The following is a 17,862-nucleotide window of genomic DNA, read 5'->3' on the forward strand; positions in this document are numbered from 1 at the left end:
TTCCCGAAAACCCAAGCAAACAAAAAGCCCGCTCCATGGAGCGGGCTTTTTCGTGTCCGGCTGGGGCGGTTGGTCCTCCCCTATTTCAGGCGGTGCGCGGTAAAATTGGTCCGCAACGATTGGTAAGCCACCAGCTGCTGGGGCTGGAGCAGGTTGCTCAGCTCAGTTTCGTAACGCTGCTGGGCCTCGGCCAGCCGGGTGTCGCGCTCTTCAGCACTGGCCCCGTTGAGGAGAATCTCCAAATCGCGGCGCTCCGAGAGCATGTTCAGGTGCAGCTGCTTCACGGCGAGGTACTGGGCCTCGTTGAAATGCACGTGCAACGCCAGCGCCCGGGTAAGCGTGGTGGCCCGCGTCATCATCGCCGACGAGTAGGCGCCGTCGCCGGGGCCGGCCGCGGCAACTGGAGTTGCGCTAACACCCGCAGCAATGCAAGTAGCCAAGAACAAATTTTTCATGGGTTGGGGGGTGATGGTGAAAAAAGGAGGTGAATGGCCAGTTCTTGAGTGTTTGACCATACCAAACGTAGACACAATATTTTATTGAACAAAAAATGAATTTTATGGCACTTTTTTAATCAAGTAATTTCTGTCAATACTCATAACAAGCTCATTTATAAGACATTTATTAATTGGCAAAAACAACGTGATGAGCCAAAAAAAAAGCCCGCCAACGGGCGAGCCATATTTTTTTGCGCATGAATGCCATTATATTTTCACTTACTTAAAGCCTTGCTTTAAGTAAACTGCCGCCTTTTGCACAGACAACTTTTTTGCGACCAGAGTGGAGAGCCAGTAATTCGTAAGGCCAGGCACAGTATAATACCACAACTCCTTGCTCATCAAGGATACTTACTGGAGCAGAATAAAACCAGCGCCGCCACAGAGCGCACTTCGAACCCTTAGGAAAGTTGCATTTTTGCCCTCAAACCGTAGCCTGGCTTCCGAACAATGCCTTTGGGCTTAGAGGATATGCAGTTCGATGCGGCGGTTCATCTGGCGGTGTGCTTCAGAGTCGTTTGCGGCCAGCGGATGGCCTTCGCCGTAGCCCTTGGACCGTAGCCGAGTCACTGAAATGCCATGCCCGGACAAGTATTCGACCACCGACTGGGCGCGGCGCTGTGAGAGTTGAATGTTAGTTTCCGGCGTGCCCACGTTATCGGTGTAGCCGGATACCTCGATTTGGACATCCCGGTACTGCCGCAGAAATTCAATGAGCCGGTTTAGCTCGGTGCGGGACTGGGGCTTCAGGTCGTATTTGTTGGTATCGAAAAACAGGTTATTCAGCACCACGCTGCGCCCTGAGCGCACGGGTTCCAGGTATATGTCCAGTGCCGTGGGGTTGAAGGCGTGCTGGCTGGAATAATCGAAACTGAGGCTTTTGAGCAGGTACTTGTCGGCGGCGGCGTACATAGCGTAGTGGTGGCCTTCATTGAGCACCACGGTGTAGTCGCCATATTCAGGGTCGGACGTAACGAACTGGGTCAGCACGTCGGTGTCGAGGTCGTAGAGCTTGACTTCGGCTTTGAGCGGCTTTTTGGTGTTAGCGTCGAATACCCGGCCTTGCGTGTAGGTGCTGGTTTCGCGGGCCTTCACCGGCGGTGGCACCGAGAAGCTGAACAGTTCCACTGGCCGCTCGCGGGCCAGCCGGTAGCCGCCGGGCGGCTCTTCGGTGGCGCGACTGCGCGAGCAAAACCCCTTCTGATTATCGGAGGTAACAAACAGGGAGGCCTCGTTTTCGAATGTATTGAGCGGATAACCCAGGTTGCGGGGCTCACTCCAGGTACCGGCCGGGGTCTTCTCACACCGAAACACATCAAGCCCGCCCATGCCCACCAGCCCATCGGTGACGTAGTACAACGTGGTGCCGCTGGCGTGGATGAACGGGGCCATGTCCTTGCCCGTGGTGTTCACCGGCGTGCCCAGGTTTTGGGCGGCGCTCCAGTTGCCATCGGGCTGCAGGGTTGTAACATATATATCTTCCTGGCCCTGGCCGCCACGGCGGGTCGAGGTGAAATACAGCGTGCGCCCATCGGCCGAAAGCGACGGCTGCGAGTCCCATTCCGTGGAATTAACATTGGTGCCCAGGTTCACGGGGGTGCTCCAGTTGTTGCCGGTGCGGCGCGAAATGTACAGGTCGCAGTTGCCGATGGCACGGGGCCGGTCGCAGGAAGCAAACACCAGGGTTTTGCCATCGCCCGAAATCGAGCCCGCGCCTTCGTTGTAGCTGGAATTGATGGCCGGCGAAATCGGCACCGGCTCTCCAAAAGTGCCGTCTTTGTTTTGTCGGCTCACATACAGGTCTTCCCCGCTGCTGGCGGCCGGACGGCCCGTGAAGAGCAGGAATCGGTTATCGGCGGTGAGCGCTGGAAAGTATTGAAATTTAAAGCTGTTCAGCGGCGAAGGCATGGCCACGGGCGCCTCGCCCACGGGATGCTTCATGGCATCGAGCGCAAACTCACAAGTGAGCAGCTGGCGCTGAGATTTAGCTAGGTTCCTTTGCGTCTTGGGCGCCACTTTCATCAACTGCTTGTATGCTTCGAGCGCCGTCTGATATTCGCCATAGCTCAGTGCTAAATCGCCCAGCAACTGGTATTCCGACGAATGAATGGCCTCGAGGGGCACTTTGCTCAGGCCGTCGCGGTAGGCGGCCAGGGCCCCCCGATTGTCGCCAATGGCTTTGAGCAGGGACCCTTTCAGCAAGAAGGCTTCCCCAAAGGAGGGGAACTTCTCATTGAGCTGGTTCAGGGTTTCAATGGCTTTGATGAAGTCCCGGTCTTTGGTTTGCTGCTGCGCTTTTTCCAGCAGACTGCGGGCTTTGGTGTTGGTGGGCGTCTGGACTTTGGGGGCCAACTGGCTCCAGGCCGTTTCCGACGAGGCCAGCCACAGCAGGCACATCATTCCGAGGCGTACCGCCCCCAACACTGAAATGCGACGCATAAAGTAGGCTACGGGATGTCAAGATATTTATGGGTTTGGAGCGACACCTGCCAGCGCGGGTGCTGCTTCACATAGTCAACTAATGCGGGCGTCATGCGAGCGGCCCGGCTCCACTCGGGCTGCAAGTATAAGCGCGTAGTGGCCGGTACCAATGCGGCGTGCTCTTCGGCCCAGGCAAAATCGTGGTCATTAAAGACCACGACCTTCAGTTCGTGGGCTGCGGCTAGTACCTCCGGCAGCGGTGCTTTAAACTTTTTGGGCGATAAGCACACCCAATCCCAGGTGCCCGACAGCGGATGTGCGCCGGAGGTTTCGAGCCAGGTGTGGCAGCCGGCGGCCTGCAATGCCGCCGTTAGCTCATCCAGGTTGTGCATCAGCGGCTCACCGCCGGTGATGACCACATCGCGGCCGGGGTGCGCCAACACGGCCTCCACAAGCTGCGCGGTGGACTGGCGCGGATGCGCAGCGGCATCCCACGACTCTTTCACATCGCACCAGACGCAGCCTACATCACAGCCACCCAGGCGGATAAAGTAGGCGGCCCGGCCGGTGTTATATCCCTCGCCTTGAATGGTATAAAACTGCTCCATTACAGGCAGCATAGTGCCGGTTTTGGCAACGGTTTCATCACCGGAAGGTGCAATAATTTCGGAGGAAAGTAAATTCACGGGTATCATAACAAAAAGCCGTCAGGAAGCGAAGCAACCTTAACGCCGGCAAGCAGACGCGCCGTTCCAATGCCGGACTTTAAAAGTACGGTTTAGTCCCAGTTTAACCAAATATTCCTAAAAATCAGCTTGCCGGATTGGGGTAAATTTCACCCTTGGCCGCCCGCAAAGTATTCAGCAGAAGCATGGCAATGGTCATGGGCCCCACGCCACCGGGCACGGGCGTAATGGCCGAAGCCAAAGGAGCAACCTCGGCAAAATTCACGTCGCCTTTCAGCGTATAGCCGCTCTTTTTGGTGGCGTCGGGCACGCGGGTGGTGCCCACGTCAATTACCACGGCGCCGGGCCGCACCATGTCGGCCGTCACGAACTCGGGCCGGCCAATGGCCGCCACCACAATGTCAGCCGTGCGGCATATTTCGGCCAGGTTCCGGGTGCGCGAATGGCATAAAGTGACCGTGCAATTGGCAGTATCCAGGTTCTTGGCTAGCAATATGCTAACCGGGGTTCCTACAATATTGGAACGGCCAATAACCACGGCGTGCTTGCCGCTGGTTTTAATGCCTTGCCGGCTTAGCAATTCCACGATTCCGGAAGGTGTGGCGGGCAGCAAGGCCGGCAGGCCGGCCACCATGCGCCCGATATTCATGGGATGAAACCCGTCCACATCCTTCTCGGGCCGGATGGCTTCAATGACTTTTTCGGGGTTGATGTGAGCCGGCAGCGGCAGCTGCACGATGAAGCCGTCAATCTCCGGGTCGCGGTTCAAATCGTCGACCTGCGCCAGCAACTCCGCTTCGGTAATGTCGTCCTCAAACCGCAGCAGCGTAGACCCGAAGCCGACCCGTTCGCAGGCCAGCACCTTGTTGCGCACGTAGGTTTCGGAGCCCCCGTCGTGGCCCACCAGGATGGCGGCGAGGTGCGGTGCCTTTTTGCCGGCTGCTTTCAGGGCGGCTACTTCGAGGGCAATCTCGGCTTTGATGTCTTCGGCGGTTTGCTTGCCGTCGATAATGTGCGGAATCGGGGGCGTGGGGGCGTTAGCAATCATGGGCATAGGGACAGTAGGGAAACGCTACTAATTAAAAAAACTCTATATTGTCAATCATTAAGCTTACCTAACTCACCAACCACCAATTCACATTTATGCAAACTCACTTACTTGTTCTTCTTGGCAGTTTTATTGGCGGCCTGTTTGGGTTCATTTTTGGACTCCTGTACCTGGCCTTCATCATCGCCATATTCGTTGGCCTCTGGAAAATGTATGAGAAAGCCGGCAAACCGGGTTGGGCCGCGCTCATTCCCATCTACAACATTATCGTGCTGCACGAAATAGTGGGACGGGACTTGGTGAAGATTCTGCTCTTGCTCATTCCGTTTGTCAACATTTACTTTTTCATTACGCTTTACGTGAGCCTGGCCAAGTCTTTTGGCAAGCGTGAAACGGGCGAATACGTGCTTACCATCTTCTTTGCGCCGTTTTACCTGGGCCTGGGCGATGCCCGGTACGTAGGCCCCAGCGAAGGCCCCGGGGCCGTGCTGAACGGCCTTGGCAATCCAAGCTATTAGGTGCTGAGCGGCTGCGTTTCAGCGCGCTAAAATGAAAGCGGCCCCGGCAAATTGCCGGGGCCGCTTTTTTATCAGTCAATTTTCAGAACTGCCAGGAAGGCTTCCTGCGGGATTTCGACGGAGCCCACGGAGCGCATCCGTTTTTTGCCTTCTTTCTGTTTCTCCAGCAGCTTGCGCTTCCGGCTGATATCGCCGCCGTAGCACTTCGCGATTACATTCTTGCGAAGGGCCTTAACCGTTTCGCGGGCGATGATTTTCTGGCCAATCGAGGCCTGGATGGCAATGTCGAACATCTGGCGGGGCAGCAGCTCGCGCAGCTTTTCGCAGAGGCGGCGGCCCCAGTCGTAGCTCTTGGAGCGGTGCACGATGGCCGACAGGGCATCGACTTTCTCGCCGTTCAGCATCACGTCCAGCTTCACCATGTCGGCTTCGCGGAAGCCAATCAGCTCGTAGTCCAGCGAGGCGTAGCCGCGGCTGATGGTTTTGAGCTTGTCGAAAAAGTCGAACACGATTTCGGACAGCGGCAGCTCAAAGCTCATTTCCACCCGCTCGGAAGTGAGGTAGGACTGGCCTTTGATGATGCCGCGCTTCTCCATGCACAGCGTGATGATGGGGCCCACGTACTCGGAAGCCGTGATGATTTGCGCCTTGATGAACGGCTCTTCGATGAGCTTAATCATGTTCGGCTCCGGCATTTCGGAGGGCGCGTTGATGGTCAGGATTTGGTCTTTGGTGCCGATGGCGTGGAACTGCACGCTGGGCACCGTGGTGATGACCGTCATGTTGAACTCGCGCTCCAGGCGCTCCTGCACGATTTCCATGTGCAGCATGCCCAGAAAGCCGCACCGGAAGCCGAAGCCCAGCGCCACCGACGTTTCGGGCTCCCACACCAGCGAGGCATCGTTGAGCTGCAATTTTTCCATGCTGGAACGCAGCTCTTCGTACTCGGTGGTTTCGACGGGGTAAATGCCGGCGAAAACCATCGGCTTCACATCGGCGAAGCCCTGAATCGCTTCCGCCGTGGGGCGGTTTACGTGGGTAATGGTGTCGCCCACTTTCACCTCGCGGGCTTCTTTGATGCCCGAGATGAGGTAGCCCACGTTGCCGGCGCTCATTTCCTGGCGCGGCTCCTGGTTCAGGCCCAGGATACCGATTTCGTCGGCCCCGTATTCCTTGCCCGTGGCCATGAACTTCACCTTGTCGCCTTTGCGCATGGTGCCGTTCTTGATGCGAAACAGGACTTCGATGCCGCGGTACGAGTTGTAGACGGAGTCGAAAATGAGGGCCTGCAAGGGCTCGGCCGGGTCGCCTTTGGGGGCCGGAATCCGGTCGCAGATGGCGTTGAGAATGGCTTCGATGCCGATGCCGGTTTTGCCCGAGGCGTGGAGAATATCCTCCGGCTTGCAGCCGATGAGGTCCACGATTTCGTCGGTTACCTCCTCCGGCATGGCGTGCGGCAGGTCGATTTTATTGAGCACCGGAATGATTTCCAAATCGGCCCCGATGGCGAGGTAGAGGTTGGAAATCGTCTGGGCTTCGATGCCTTGCGAGGCATCAACAATTAGCAGGGCGCCTTCGCAGGCGGCAATGCTGCGGCTTACTTCGTAGCTAAAGTCGACGTGGCCGGGCGTGTCAATCAGGTTCAGCGTGTAGATTTCCCCTTTGTAGGGGTACTGCATCTGGATGGCGTGGCTCTTGATGGTGATGCCGCGCTCACGCTCCAGGTCCATGTTGTCGAGCAACTGGGCCTGCATGTCGCGCTTGGCCACGGTGCTGGTAAACTCCAGCAGGCGGTCGGCCAGGGTGCTTTTCCCGTGGTCGATGTGGGCAATGATGCAAAAATTGCGGATATTCTTCACAGAGGGCGGTTTTTCAGTCCGCGAAGGTACGAACTGCTTGGCGCAAAAGCCAGCCCGGCCCCGTTGGGCAGTCCAGGCACGGGCTGGCAAAAGTGGCCCAAACTACTTAGTTTTGTCGATTCCCTGATTTTGCCCGATTTGTACAATTTGCCTATGCAACCAGAAACTAATACACTCTCACCCACCCCGCTCGACAATGGCAAGCGCAAGTTTCTGATTACGGCGCTCAATGGTACGGCCATTTATGTGCTGGCTTATTACCTGGTGTGGGGCCTGCACCAGGTGGCCAGGCTGGAGGCGTCTGAGTTTTATCATTTGCGGGGCAGTTGGAACCCCAGCCGCATCCTGTACACCATGGCCGACGGCGAGTGGTGGCGCATGGCCATTATTGTGGTCAATGGCGTGGGGCCGCTGCTCTGCATTATTGTGGGGCTGTTGGCATTTCGGAGGTACTGGAAGCGCGAGCGGGCCCGGCGCGGGCAGGTGAAGCTGCTGTTGCTGTGGGTGGCTTTTCACTGCTGCAACATGGTATTCGGCGCACTACTGGCCGATACGTTCATTCAAACGGGATTCTGGTACGTACCCGACTGGCTGCTGAGCCTGGGCAATGCCGTGAACGTGATACTGGCCCTGCTGGCGGGCCTCCTGCAGCTGGGCCTGGGCTATTTCAGCGCCGTGGCTTTTTTGCAGGCCCATGATTCCAGAACCGTGATGCGGTTCGAGAACCGGCAGCTGATGGTAATTTCTACCCTTATCGTGCCCTGGGTGGCGGGCGGGCTGTTCATCGCCCTCACCAAAATCCCCTACATCTCGGTATACGAAGGGCTGCACCTGGTGATGATGGGCCTGTTGGTGACCCCAACGGCGCTGGGCTGTCTCAATGAGTTGTTTTCGGACACCGTGAAGAGGCCCCAGGCCACGCATATAACGTGGGGACTGGTTGGGCTGGCCGTGGTGGTAGCCCTGGTGTGGCGGTGGGCATTGAGCCCTCCCCTGACGTTTGGGTAAGCCGGAAAAATGCCTGCGTTGGGTAACAATGGCCGGTATCGGGTGGTTGTGGGCCGAAAATAGTCTCCATCCGCTCTAAACCAACACCATCCTAAGCATCATGGGAATCACCCTCCAACAAGCCCAAGCCGCCTTACATGCCGCTCATCAGAAAGCCCTGGAAATCGGCGTCAAAATGAATATTGCCGTGGTTGATGCCGGGGCCAACCTCACGGCCTTCATCCGCATGGACGACGCCTGGCTGGGCTCGCTCGACATCTCCATCAGGAAGGCCAAAACGGCCCGCTACTTCGACATGCCGACGGGTGCCATCGGCGGCCTCTCGCAGCCCGGCGGCTCACTTTTCGGCATCGAGCACTCCAATGGTGGCCTCATCACCTTCCCCGGCGGCCTGCCGATTAAGGATGCCGACGGCCACGTTATCGGGGCCATCGGCGTGTCGGGCAGCACCGTGGAGGACGACCACGCCGTGGCCGAGGCGGGGATGAAGGCCGTGGAGAACCAATAGCTATTGCCGCTGTTCAAGCCAACTTCAAGCGCCCCGGCCATCCCGCCGGGGCGTTTTTCGTACCTTTGCCTACCCAAAAACCACTCCCTTATGCACCCCGCTCCCACCGCGCCCTACAAGCCCAAAAACCACGTTCGCATCGTCACCGCCGCCGCTTTGTTCGACGGGCACGACGCAGCTATTAATATCATGCGCCGCATTATTCAGAGCAGCGGGGCGGAGGTGATTCACCTCGGACACAACCGCTCGGCGCAGGAAATTGTGGACTGCGCCATTCAGGAAGATGCGCAGGCCATTGCCATCACCAGCTACCAGGGCGGGCACAACGAATACTTCAAGTACATATTTGACCTGCTGAAGGAGCGCGGCGCGGGCCACATCAAAATCTTCGGCGGCGGCGGCGGCGTGATTCTGCCTACTGAGATTGCTGATTTGCAGGGCTACGGCATTACCCGCATCTACTCGCCGGATGATGGCCGGGCCATGGGCTTGCAGGGCATGATTAACAACCTGCTGGAGCAGGCGGATTTTCCCACCGGCCAGAATCTGAACGGCGAAGCGGGTCATGTGAAGGAGAAGGACGCCCGCAGCATCGGCCGCCTGATTTCGGCGGCGGAGAACTTCCCCGAGGAGTTTGAACGGGTGAAAGGCGAGCTGGTGGCGGAGTTTCAGATGGGCGAAAACAACCAGAATCAGGCACTAAGCTCCAGGCACAAAGCACCAATTCTAGGCATCACCGGCACGGGCGGCGCGGGTAAGTCTTCGCTGGTGGATGAACTGGTGCGGCGGTTTCTGATGGACTTCCCCGAGAAGACCATTGCCATTATTTCCGTCGACCCCAGCAAGCGCAAAACCGGCGGCGCGCTGCTCGGCGACCGCATTCGGATGAATGCCATCAACTCGCCGCGGGTGTACATGCGCAGCCTGGCCACGCGCCAGAGCAACCTGGCCCTGAGCCGCTACGTGCAGGACGCCGTGGACGTGGTGCGCGCCGCCAACTATGATTTGATTATCCTCGAAACCTCCGGTATCGGCCAGTCTGACACGGAAATCATCGAGCACTCCGACGCCAGCCTGTACGTAATGACGCCGGAGTACGGGGCGGCCACGCAGCTGGAGAAAATCGACATGCTCGATTTCGCGGACGTGATTGCGCTGAACAAGTTCGACAAGCGCGGGGCGCTGGATGCGCTGCGCGACGTGCGCAAGCAGTACCAGCGCAACCACGGCCTGTGGGACACGCCTACGGACCAGATGCCGGTGTTCGGCACGATTGCCTCGCAGTTCAACGACCCCGGCATGAACCGGCTGTACCGGGCGGTGCTGAAGATGCTGGAAACCAAGACCGGGGCCATTTTCGCCTCGCACCTGGAAACCAGCGGCGAGGACTCGGAGAAGATTTACATCATCCCGCCAAACCGCACGCGTTACCTCTCAGAGATTGCCGAAACCAACCGCGCTTATGACCAGCGCGTGCGCGAGCAGGCCAATATTGCCGAGGTGGCCGGGGCTTTTGCGAAGCTGGAAGAGCATTACCGCGACGAGAAAAAGAGCAGCGAGAGCATGGTGGAGGAATTCACCAAAAACAAGCAGACCCAACTCCGTCGCCTTGACGCCGATAGCCAGGCCATTCTGGAAAACTGGGAAAGCACCTTGCAGAACTACCGCAACCCGGAGTACGTGTACTCGGTGCGGGGCAAGGAAATCCGGGTACAGACGCATACCAAGTCGCTGTCGGGCAATATGATTGCTAAGGTGTCGGTGCCGCGCTACACCGGCTGGGGCGACCGCCTGCGCTGGGCCATGCAGGAGAATTTCCCCGGCGAATTCCCCTACACGGCGGGCGTATTCCCCTTCAAGCGCGAGGGCGAAGACCCAACGCGGATGTTTGCCGGCGAGGGCGGGCCGGAGCGCACTAACCGCCGCTTCCACTACGTGAGCATGGGCCTGCCGGCTAAGCGTTTGAGCACGGCCTTTGACTCGGTGACGCTGTACGGCGAAGACCCAGACGTGCGGCCCGATATCTATGGCAAAATCGGCAACGCGGGCGTGAGCATCGCCTGCCTTGATGATGCCAAGAAGCTGTATTCGGGCTTCAACCTGGCCAACCCCAGCACGTCGGTTTCGATGACGATAAACGGCCCGGCGGCGACGCTGGCGGCGTTTTTCATGAATGCGGCCATCGACCAGCAGTGCGAGCTGTACATTAAGGAGCACGAGCTGACGGCCGAAGTGGATGCCAAAGTGGATGCGCTGTTTGCGGCCAAGGGCCAGCCCCGCCCCCGCTACCAGGGCGAGCTGCCGGCCGGCAACGACGGCCTCGGCCTGCTCCTGCTCGGTGTGACGGGTGAGGACGTGCTGCCCGCCGACGTGTACGCCGCCATTAAAGCCAAGACGCTGACGCAGGTGCGCGGCACCGTGCAGGCCGACATCCTGAAGGAAGACCAGGCCCAGAACACCTGCATTTTCAGCACCGAGTTTGCCCTGCGCCTGATGGGCGACGTGCAGCAGTACTTCATCACCGAAAAGGTGCGGAATTTCTATTCCGTCTCGATTTCGGGCTACCACATTGCCGAGGCCGGGGCCAACCCGATTACGCAGCTGGCCCTAACGCTGAGCAACGGCTTCACGTTCGTGGAATACTACGTGAGCCGGGGCATGAGCGTGAACGACTTCGCGCCGAACCTGAGCTTCTTCTTTTCCAACGGCATCGACCCGGAGTACGCCGTGATTGGGCGGGTGGCGCGCCGCATCTGGGCCAAGGCCATGAAGCTGAAGTACGGCGCCGACGCCCGCAGCCAGATGCTGAAGTACCACATCCAGACCTCGGGCCGCAGCCTGCACGCCCAGGAAATCGACTTCAACGACATCCGCACCACGTTGCAGGCCCTCTACGCCATCTACGACAACTGCAACTCCCTGCACACCAACGCCTACGACGAGGCCATCACCACACCCACCGAGGAATCGGTGCGCCGGGCCATGGCCATTCAGCTCATCATCAACCGCGAGCTGGGGCTGGCCAAAAACGAAAACCCGCTGCAAGGCTCCTTCATCATCGAGGAGCTGACCGACCTGGTGGAAGAGGCGGTGCTGCTCGAATTTGACCGCATCACGGAGCGCGGCGGCGTGCTCGGGGCCATGGAAACCATGTACCAGCGCGGCAAAATCCAGGAGGAAAGCATGCACTACGAGATGCTGAAGCACACCGGCGAGTACCCCATTATCGGGGTGAATACCTTCCTCTCGTCGAAGGGCTCGCCCACGGTGGTGCCGGCCGAAGTCATCCGCGCCACGGAGGAGGAAAAGCAGTACCAAATCGACATGCTCACCCTGCTGCACCAGCGCAACGCCGCCCAGGCCCCGGCGCGCCTCAAGCAGCTCCAGCAAGTAGCCGTAGCCAACGGCAACCTGTTTGACGAGCTAATGGAAACCGTGAAATTCTGCTCGCTGGGGCAGATTACGAACGCACTGTTTGAGGTGGGCGGGCAGTACCGGCGCAATATGTAGGACCGCCGATGGAACGGATTTTAATGGATTGAATTTTCCCCGCTATGGCTTACAGTGATTTCACTCTTTTCGATTTGCGTCAGCAGTTTGACGCGCACTTTCGTGCGGAAACGCTTTTCCCGGACGCAACCCCTATCCAGCCCAGCGACTGGTTGCAGCAGGCCATTAAAATGGGGGAAGGCATTGGTTTCAACAGCGAAAAGTCGCGTTCAGAACGCCTGGTAACGCCCGTATTGCTGGAGCTATGCGAACGGAATAACCGCTCCTTCTCCATCTATTCGGGCATGAACCTCGACATCGACCCCGCGTTGGGTTTGCGTGGTGAATGCGATTTCATCTTTTCCTACAGTCGCATTCAGGACTTCATCACGGCCCCCATCTTCTGCATCGCCGAGGCCAAAAAGCAAGACCTGGAACTTGGGACGCTGCAATGTGCCGCCCAGCTCATCGCCGCCCGCCGCCTAAATGAGTTTGAAGGCAACCCGACCCAGCCACTCTATGGCTGTTCCACGACCGGAGTTGAGTGGCGCTTTCTAAAGTATGAGGGTAACGAATTCATTCTCGATGAAACCCGCTATTATCTAACGCAACTTCCGGCACTGCTCGGAGCCTTGCAAGCGATTGTGAATGCTACCCGCGCCGAAGCAGCGGTATAACTGACGGAAACGGTGAAATACTGCTCGCTGGGGCAGATTACGAACGCGCTGTTTGAGGTCGGCGGGCAGTACCGGCGGAATATGTAGGGGGTTCGGTGACTCGTCACATTCGAAAGAGGTGCTACCTTGCTGAAGTAGCACCTCTTTTCGTTTTATCAGTCCACTAATGATGAACCCTTCCGAAATTGAGTCTTTTTTCAAAGAACAAGAAAGCAGATTGAGTATCGAACATAAGACAACGACAATGCGGGTTATGATTAACCAACATTATGAGATGACTTATGCATCTGCAGAAAAGACACAAAAGAACTTGCATTATTATAAGCTAATCAATCCGTATGAAAATTATTTCCACATAGCTTTTGCAGCATACAATGTCAATAAAGATGATATTGATTTTTGTAATCGGATGATAAAAGATGAATTATCTACACCAGGTGGCTTATCAATTGGTGGATTATACCCAGCAATGTTTTGGAATGAAACACCAGGCAAAAAGTTAGACCTCACTGGAAAGTTAGAGCCAGAAAGAAACATTAATGCTTTAATATTCAGCAATATAGTATATCTATACACCAATGAATTGCCTGAAGGTTATGACGATAAGATTAACGATGAATTTAAATCGGCTGGCCTCATACCATCAATAAGGGATACTAAAACTTGGAATACGATGGAAAAGAATAGAAAACCTGATGTCTTTATATGCCATGATTCAAGGGATAAAATTGAGGCTGCTAAGCCTCTTTATGATGCTTTGATATCTAAAGTATGACGAAGTCAGCTTGGCATTGGGTGATAGTCTGACTGAAAAAATTGAAGAGGGAATTCGGCAGTGTCGGTTTGGTCTTATAATTCTTAGTAAGAATTTTCTTTCTAATGATAGATGGGCAAAAAATGAATTACAAAGTTTTGGGACTAAACAAAGAGTGACAAATGAAAAAGTCGTAATTCCAATTTGGCATGGAATAGATGAGTCTGACTTAATGCAGTACTCATTATGGCTTTTGGATAAAAAAGGTGGTAATACTTCAGACATAGAAGCTCTCGCAAACCAAGTAAAACGTTTAGTTGACAACAAAGAGTAGCTTCCTTATATGTGCTTTCCGCTGTGTCAATCGCGCTAGCAAAAGCTTCTCCCGCCTCCCCCGCCACTCCAAGAGGCGGCGGGGGAGGCGGGGGGCTTTCGCGTGAATTTTATCTTCGCAAACTGGCTCGCAAACTGGCGCGAGTTTAGGCGTAGCCGTAACTCGTGACGAACCTTGATGTGGAGGTTGTACCTCCACTGACGCGAAGCGGCAAGGCGGAACTGCGCGGAAGTATCTTTCTACTCCAACCGTTCAAATGCGAGGCGCAGCCTCGCCCGAATGGTAAGCACGAGTTACGGCTGCGCCTAAACTCGCGCCAGGTTTAGCCAGAATTAGCCTATGAACAGGACGTCGACCAAACCGGGGCGGCCAGCATAGTCCCGGGCACTGCTGTAGAGAAAATCCTCCGGGGTGTCCACAAAGCCGGCTACCACCGGGTTTTGGTGCAGATACCGAAGCCGCTGCTGGCGCAGGTCGTTCGTGTTAAGCTCGATGGGGTGGTTTTCCTGCTGCCAGAACTGGTATTTGGTGTTGTAGGCATTGCGCCGCCCGGCCCGCTCAAACATCCACAACATCCATTCCCGGCGGCTTTCCTGCAGGTTTTCCTCGATGGCGCGTAGTAATGCTTTGGCCGTATGCCGCTTCAGGTCGCGCAGGATGCCGGAGAGGTTGTCGGCCTGGCTGCTGATGATGAGGTGGGCGTGGTTGGTCATCAGGCACCAGGCGTAAATTTCCAGGCCTTTGTGTTGCTGGCAGTAACGCAGGCTATCTACAAAGATGTCGTTGTAGAGCCGCCGGGTGAATACATCAATCCGGTTCACCGTGGCAAAGCTGACGAAATAGAGTTGCTGGGAATCGTGGATTTTGTATTTCTCACTCATGCTTCAAAGTAAGTGCCAATGCTGGAATCGGCGTGACTGGCGCGAGTTTAGCGCAACGCAGTGGAGCGTAACTCGTGCCCGGCTTTCGGGCGAGGCTGCGCCTCGCATCAGAACAACTATGTAAAACGATGACCCAACGGCGCGGGTCCGGCTTGCCGCTGCGCGTCAGTGGAGGCTCAGCCTCCACATCATGGCTTGACACGAGTTACGCTGCGCTAAACTCGCGCCGGTTAAATCCATTTAGTTTGAATTAGCCAAACCCGCTAACCTTTCGGGGGCCGGACTGGTACAACCAATCCGGCTGCACGTTCACCAATCCGGCAGCCGTTGCCCGATGGAATTAGCAAACAAGAAAGTGTTCATAACCGGCGGCAGCGCCGGAATTGGCAAAGCATTGCTGGCCGAATTTCTCCGGCACGGCGTGCGCGACTTCGCGGTGATGGGACGCAAACAGGCGGCCCTCGATGCCCTGAAGCAGGAATTCCCCGACGCCCGGCTGCTGCTCATCGCCGGCGATGTGGGCCGGCCCGCCGACCTTGACCGCGCCGTGGCCACCATTGCCGGCGAGTGGGGCGGGCTCGACATCCTGGTGAACAACGCCGGGGTGGTGAGCGCCGGCCTGCTCGCCGACCAGGCCGACGACGACATCATCGGCCAAATCAACATCAACCTGACCGGCCTTATTCTGCTCACCAAGAAAGCCCTGCCCCTGCTGCTGCAGAGTTCCGACGGGGCGCTGATGAACATTTCTTCCGGCTACGGCTACCTGGCCATGCCCTTCTACAGCGTGTATGCCGCCACCAAGGCCGCCATCCGCCAGTTTTCCGATGCCATGCGCCGCGAGCTTTACCAGCACCCGCTGCACGTGATGACCGTGTACCCCTCCGCCACCGACACCGACATGATGAAAACCGCCGTGGTGAAGGGCATGGACTCGGCCGAAGACGTCGCCAAGGCTTCCCTCGACGGCCTGCTGGCCGGGGAAATTAACGTCATCATGGGTGGGGCGGAGCGTGAGGCGCAAATCAAAACCAATTTCCTGGAGCCGCGCAAAATTGACGCCGTCGCCGCTGCCAGCTACGAAGCCCTGCGCAAACGCACGGCCCGGCACCGCTCCATGTAGCGCGCGAACCGGCGGGAGTTTTGGCGAAGCCGTAACTCCCGCCGGTTTGGGCCGGTGCGGTTCCTGAACGGTTTCTGCCGCCTCTCCCACCACTTCTAGAGGCGGCGGGGGCACTTGGGGGCTTACGTGGGGCACTTTGGGGCATACCTAAGGCACTTTGGCTTCCTCATAGGTCACTTTCCCAGCGGCGCGGCCAGCGGCGCGGCCACGGTGGTGTGAGGCAAGGCCGGCCGGCCGGGCCGGCCAGCCGCAACAAAGCACTGGAGATTTGCTGGCAGCCGAGACACCGAAATGAAACCGCCCCGGCTGCTGCATCAGCGGCCGGGGCGGTTTCATTTCGGTGTTTGCGGAGCGGGCTGGGGGCCCCATAGCTTACCTTTTGGCGGTTGCCATGGGATGGGACTGCTTCATGGCCTTTTCGTTGATGCCAACTACATCGCCGGCCGCAACCAGCCACTGGCCGCTTTTTTTCACCAGCACCATCGACTCAATGCCCCGCCATGGGGCTTCTTTGTTCGTGCCCCGGTCGACCCCGTCCGGGGGGTACGAAACGCCGACGGCCATCTCCTCATTCACCACCGCCACATCCGGGGTGATGGACCGCACCGTCAGGTTGGAGGGTTTGAAGGGCACGTTCCTGTACATCTTATTGAACAGGTCCAGATGGCCCTGCACCACCTGCTGCTGGCCGCGCCAGTGCATGCCTATCGGGGTGATGAAGCTGACATCCTTGGTGGTGTAGGCGCTCATTTCCTGAAACTTGTGGTTGTTAAGGTTGGCATCCCAATGATTGATTACCGCCCGAATGGCTTTATCGTCGGCGGGCGCGAGCTGGGCCGCCGCCAACTGGCTGCATAAGAGGCTGCCGAGGCTTAGCAACAATGTTTTCATGGCGCTATGGGATAAAGGATGAAAAAAAACGCAAGTGGCGGCCCTTCGCTGCACGGCCGGAAAAAGTGTCGATGCCGGTTCAGCAGTTCTGCTCCCGCCGAAGCGCCAATACCTGCTCAGGGCAATGCCAACCAATATATACAAAAATAATAATATTTAAACATAAAACAAGCCATTCTTATTGCCTCTGCTGCAACCGTAAATTGGTGGGAGCCAAGAAACCGGCAATATTTTTTTTTCAATCATTCCGGCCGCCTTTTCGTCTGTCCTTATCACCACTCTATTCCAACCCATGACCATTACCATTGCCCAACACTCCGCCCAGCCCCTCACCGTGTCCCGCCTCGGCTACGGCACCATGCGCCTCACCGGCCCCGAAATATGGGGCGAGCCGGCCGACCGGCCCCAGGCCCTGGAAGTGCTGAAAACCGCCATTGCGTCGGGTGTCACCTTCCTCGACACCGCCGACTACTACGGCGAGGACATCACCAACCGCCTCATCGCCGAAGCCCTGCACCCCTACCCGGCCAACCTGGTTATCTGCACCAAAGTGGGCGCCACCCGCCGCCCCGACAAAAGCTGGATTCCCTTCAATACCCCCGAAAACCTGCGCACCAGCATCGACAACAACCTGCGCACGCTGAAGCAGGAGCAGATTCAGCTGGTGCACCTGCGGCTGATTGGGCAAGGCGGCGTGCCGATGGAGGAGCAGCTCGGAGCCATGTTTGCCATGCAGCAGGAAGGCAAAATCCTGCACGTGGGGCTGAGCAACGTGAGCCGCGCCGAGCTGGAAGCCGGCCTGAAGATGGGCGGGATTGCCACCGTCGAAAACATGTACGGCCACGGCCAGCGCACCACTATTAACCTGGGCCACGGCGACAGCCAGGGCGGCGAGGAGGTGCTGAACCTGTGCGAGCAGCACGGCATTCCGCTGATTCCCTATTTCTCGCTGGTGAACTCGCTGCCCAAGGCCGACAACCAGATTGCGGAAATCGCGAAGAAGCACAACGCCACGGAAGCGCAGATTAACATTGCCTGGCTGCTGCACAAGTCGCCGTGGATTTTGCCGATTCCCGGCACATCGTCGCTGGCCCATTTGAAGGAGAACCTGAAAGCCGCCGAAATTCAGCTGAGCGCCGAGGACATGGCGTACCTGGGATAGGCAAGC

General features: G+C 57.4%; 16 protein-coding genes and 1 pseudogene. 10 read left to right on the top strand and 7 right to left on the bottom strand.

Annotated elements, in window-relative coordinates:
• Window positions 1-80 precede the first annotated feature (80 nt).
• The 4 genes from J4G38_RS04285 to J4G38_RS04300 form a co-directional block, all read right to left on the bottom strand.
• Window positions 81-455 (bottom strand): hypothetical protein, encoded by a 375-nt coding sequence (locus tag J4G38_RS04285; RefSeq protein WP_210515271.1) that lies wholly within the window; start codon window positions 453-455, stop codon window positions 81-83.
• Between the two features lie 504 nt (window positions 456-959).
• Window positions 960-2,936 (bottom strand): OmpA family protein, encoded by a 1,977-nt coding sequence (locus J4G38_RS04290; protein ID WP_226163141.1) that lies wholly within the window; start codon window positions 2,934-2,936, stop codon window positions 960-962.
• Between the two features lie 8 nt (window positions 2,937-2,944).
• The gene (locus J4G38_RS04295; RefSeq protein ID WP_210515740.1) at window positions 2,945-3,526 is read right to left on the bottom strand and encodes a 7-carboxy-7-deazaguanine synthase QueE; all 582 of its coding nucleotides are present in this window, start codon (window positions 3,524-3,526) and stop codon (window positions 2,945-2,947) included.
• A gap of 202 nt (window positions 3,527-3,728) precedes the next feature.
• Window positions 3,729-4,652, bottom strand: coding sequence for a bifunctional 5,10-methylenetetrahydrofolate dehydrogenase/5,10-methenyltetrahydrofolate cyclohydrolase (locus tag J4G38_RS04300; protein ID WP_210515738.1), 924 nt, complete (start codon window positions 4,650-4,652; stop codon window positions 3,729-3,731).
• Between the two features lie 95 nt (window positions 4,653-4,747).
• Here J4G38_RS04300 and J4G38_RS04305 point away from each other — a divergent pair, with 95 nt between their 5' ends.
• Window positions 4,748-5,170, top strand: coding sequence for a DUF5684 domain-containing protein (locus tag J4G38_RS04305; protein WP_210515268.1), 423 nt, complete (start codon window positions 4,748-4,750; stop codon window positions 5,168-5,170).
• Window positions 5,171-5,241: 71 nt separating this feature from the next.
• On the opposite strand, the gene lepA is transcribed toward J4G38_RS04305, so the two are convergent.
• Window positions 5,242-7,029 carry a translation elongation factor 4 gene (gene lepA / locus J4G38_RS04310; RefSeq protein ID WP_210515266.1) on the bottom strand — a complete coding sequence of 596 codons (1,788 nt, stop codon included), beginning with the start codon at window positions 7,027-7,029 and terminating at the stop codon, window positions 5,242-5,244.
• Window positions 7,030-7,182: 153 nt separating this feature from the next.
• Here lepA and J4G38_RS04315 point away from each other — a divergent pair, with 153 nt between their 5' ends.
• From J4G38_RS04315 to J4G38_RS04340, 7 genes and pseudogenes are all read left to right on the top strand, one after another.
• Window positions 7,183-8,037, top strand: coding sequence for a hypothetical protein (locus tag J4G38_RS04315; protein WP_210515264.1), 855 nt, complete (start codon window positions 7,183-7,185; stop codon window positions 8,035-8,037).
• Between the two features lie 100 nt (window positions 8,038-8,137).
• Window positions 8,138-8,545 carry a GlcG/HbpS family heme-binding protein gene (locus J4G38_RS04320; RefSeq protein WP_210515263.1) on the top strand — a complete coding sequence of 136 codons (408 nt, stop codon included), beginning with the start codon at window positions 8,138-8,140 and terminating at the stop codon, window positions 8,543-8,545.
• A gap of 90 nt (window positions 8,546-8,635) precedes the next feature.
• Window positions 8,636-12,055, top strand: a complete 3,420-nt coding sequence (locus J4G38_RS04325) for a methylmalonyl-CoA mutase family protein (RefSeq protein WP_210515260.1) — start codon at window positions 8,636-8,638, stop codon at window positions 12,053-12,055.
• A 44-nt stretch (window positions 12,056-12,099) separates the two neighbouring features.
• The gene (locus tag J4G38_RS04330) at window positions 12,100-12,711 is read left to right on the top strand and encodes a hypothetical protein (RefSeq protein WP_210515257.1); all 612 of its coding nucleotides are present in this window, start codon (window positions 12,100-12,102) and stop codon (window positions 12,709-12,711) included.
• Window positions 12,712-12,798 (top strand): annotated as a pseudogene (locus tag J4G38_RS29120) (methylmalonyl-CoA mutase family protein); the annotation flags it as partial.
• Window positions 12,799-12,877: 79 nt separating this feature from the next.
• Complete coding sequence (locus tag J4G38_RS04335) at window positions 12,878-13,486, top strand: hypothetical protein (protein ID WP_210515254.1); 609 nt, start codon at window positions 12,878-12,880, stop codon at window positions 13,484-13,486.
• Window positions 13,487-13,496: 10 nt separating this feature from the next.
• Complete coding sequence (locus tag J4G38_RS04340) at window positions 13,497-13,799, top strand: toll/interleukin-1 receptor domain-containing protein (RefSeq protein ID WP_210515251.1); 303 nt, start codon at window positions 13,497-13,499, stop codon at window positions 13,797-13,799.
• A 332-nt stretch (window positions 13,800-14,131) separates the two neighbouring features.
• Here J4G38_RS04340 and J4G38_RS04345 read toward each other — a convergent pair whose 3' ends face one another.
• A complete protein-coding gene (locus tag J4G38_RS04345; RefSeq protein WP_210515249.1) occupies window positions 14,132-14,680 on the bottom strand; it encodes an REP-associated tyrosine transposase in 549 nt (182 codons plus the stop codon).
• A 334-nt stretch (window positions 14,681-15,014) separates the two neighbouring features.
• Here J4G38_RS04345 and J4G38_RS04350 point away from each other — a divergent pair, with 334 nt between their 5' ends.
• Window positions 15,015-15,803: an SDR family NAD(P)-dependent oxidoreductase gene (locus J4G38_RS04350; RefSeq protein WP_210515246.1), complete on the top strand. Its 789-nt coding sequence runs from the start codon at window positions 15,015-15,017 to the stop codon at window positions 15,801-15,803.
• A 372-nt stretch (window positions 15,804-16,175) separates the two neighbouring features.
• Here the strand turns inward: J4G38_RS04350 and J4G38_RS04355 are convergent, their stop codons facing one another.
• Window positions 16,176-16,694 carry an SgcJ/EcaC family oxidoreductase gene (locus tag J4G38_RS04355; RefSeq protein WP_210515243.1) on the bottom strand — a complete coding sequence of 173 codons (519 nt, stop codon included), beginning with the start codon at window positions 16,692-16,694 and terminating at the stop codon, window positions 16,176-16,178.
• Window positions 16,695-16,986: 292 nt separating this feature from the next.
• Here J4G38_RS04355 and J4G38_RS04360 point away from each other — a divergent pair, with 292 nt between their 5' ends.
• Window positions 16,987-17,856 carry an aldo/keto reductase gene (locus tag J4G38_RS04360; protein WP_210515241.1) on the top strand — a complete coding sequence of 290 codons (870 nt, stop codon included), beginning with the start codon at window positions 16,987-16,989 and terminating at the stop codon, window positions 17,854-17,856.
• The last annotated feature ends 6 nt before the right edge of the window (window positions 17,857-17,862 follow it).

The sequence above is a fragment of the Hymenobacter terricola genome (assembly GCF_017921975.2).
Taxonomy (GTDB): domain Bacteria; phylum Bacteroidota; class Bacteroidia; order Cytophagales; family Hymenobacteraceae; genus Hymenobacter; species Hymenobacter terricola.

Bases quoted from the DNA above. Each gene is read 5' to 3' on its own strand.
- J4G38_RS04285 (WP_210515271.1), bottom strand. From the start codon at position 455: ATGAAAAATTTGTTCTTGGCTACTTGCATTGCTGCGGGTGTTAGCGCA.
- J4G38_RS04290 (WP_226163141.1), bottom strand. From the start codon at position 2,936: ATGCGTCGCATTTCAGTGTTGGGGGCGGTACGCCTCGGAATGATGTGC.
- J4G38_RS04295 (WP_210515740.1), bottom strand. From the start codon at position 3,526: ATGGAGCAGTTTTATACCATTCAAGGCGAGGGATATAACACCGGCCGG.
- J4G38_RS04300 (WP_210515738.1), bottom strand. From the start codon at position 4,652: ATGATTGCTAACGCCCCCACGCCCCCGATTCCGCACATTATCGACGGC.
- J4G38_RS04305 (WP_210515268.1), top strand. From the start codon at position 4,748: ATGCAAACTCACTTACTTGTTCTTCTTGGCAGTTTTATTGGCGGCCTG.
- J4G38_RS04315 (WP_210515264.1), top strand. From the start codon at position 7,183: ATGCAACCAGAAACTAATACACTCTCACCCACCCCGCTCGACAATGGC.
- J4G38_RS04320 (WP_210515263.1), top strand. From the start codon at position 8,138: ATGGGAATCACCCTCCAACAAGCCCAAGCCGCCTTACATGCCGCTCAT.
- J4G38_RS04325 (WP_210515260.1), top strand. From the start codon at position 8,636: ATGCACCCCGCTCCCACCGCGCCCTACAAGCCCAAAAACCACGTTCGC.
- J4G38_RS04330 (WP_210515257.1), top strand. From the start codon at position 12,100: ATGGCTTACAGTGATTTCACTCTTTTCGATTTGCGTCAGCAGTTTGAC.
- J4G38_RS04335 (WP_210515254.1), top strand. From the start codon at position 12,878: ATGATGAACCCTTCCGAAATTGAGTCTTTTTTCAAAGAACAAGAAAGC.
- J4G38_RS04345 (WP_210515249.1), bottom strand. From the start codon at position 14,680: ATGAGTGAGAAATACAAAATCCACGATTCCCAGCAACTCTATTTCGTC.
- J4G38_RS04350 (WP_210515246.1), top strand. From the start codon at position 15,015: ATGGAATTAGCAAACAAGAAAGTGTTCATAACCGGCGGCAGCGCCGGA.
- J4G38_RS04355 (WP_210515243.1), bottom strand. From the start codon at position 16,694: ATGAAAACATTGTTGCTAAGCCTCGGCAGCCTCTTATGCAGCCAGTTG.
- J4G38_RS04360 (WP_210515241.1), top strand. From the start codon at position 16,987: ATGACCATTACCATTGCCCAACACTCCGCCCAGCCCCTCACCGTGTCC.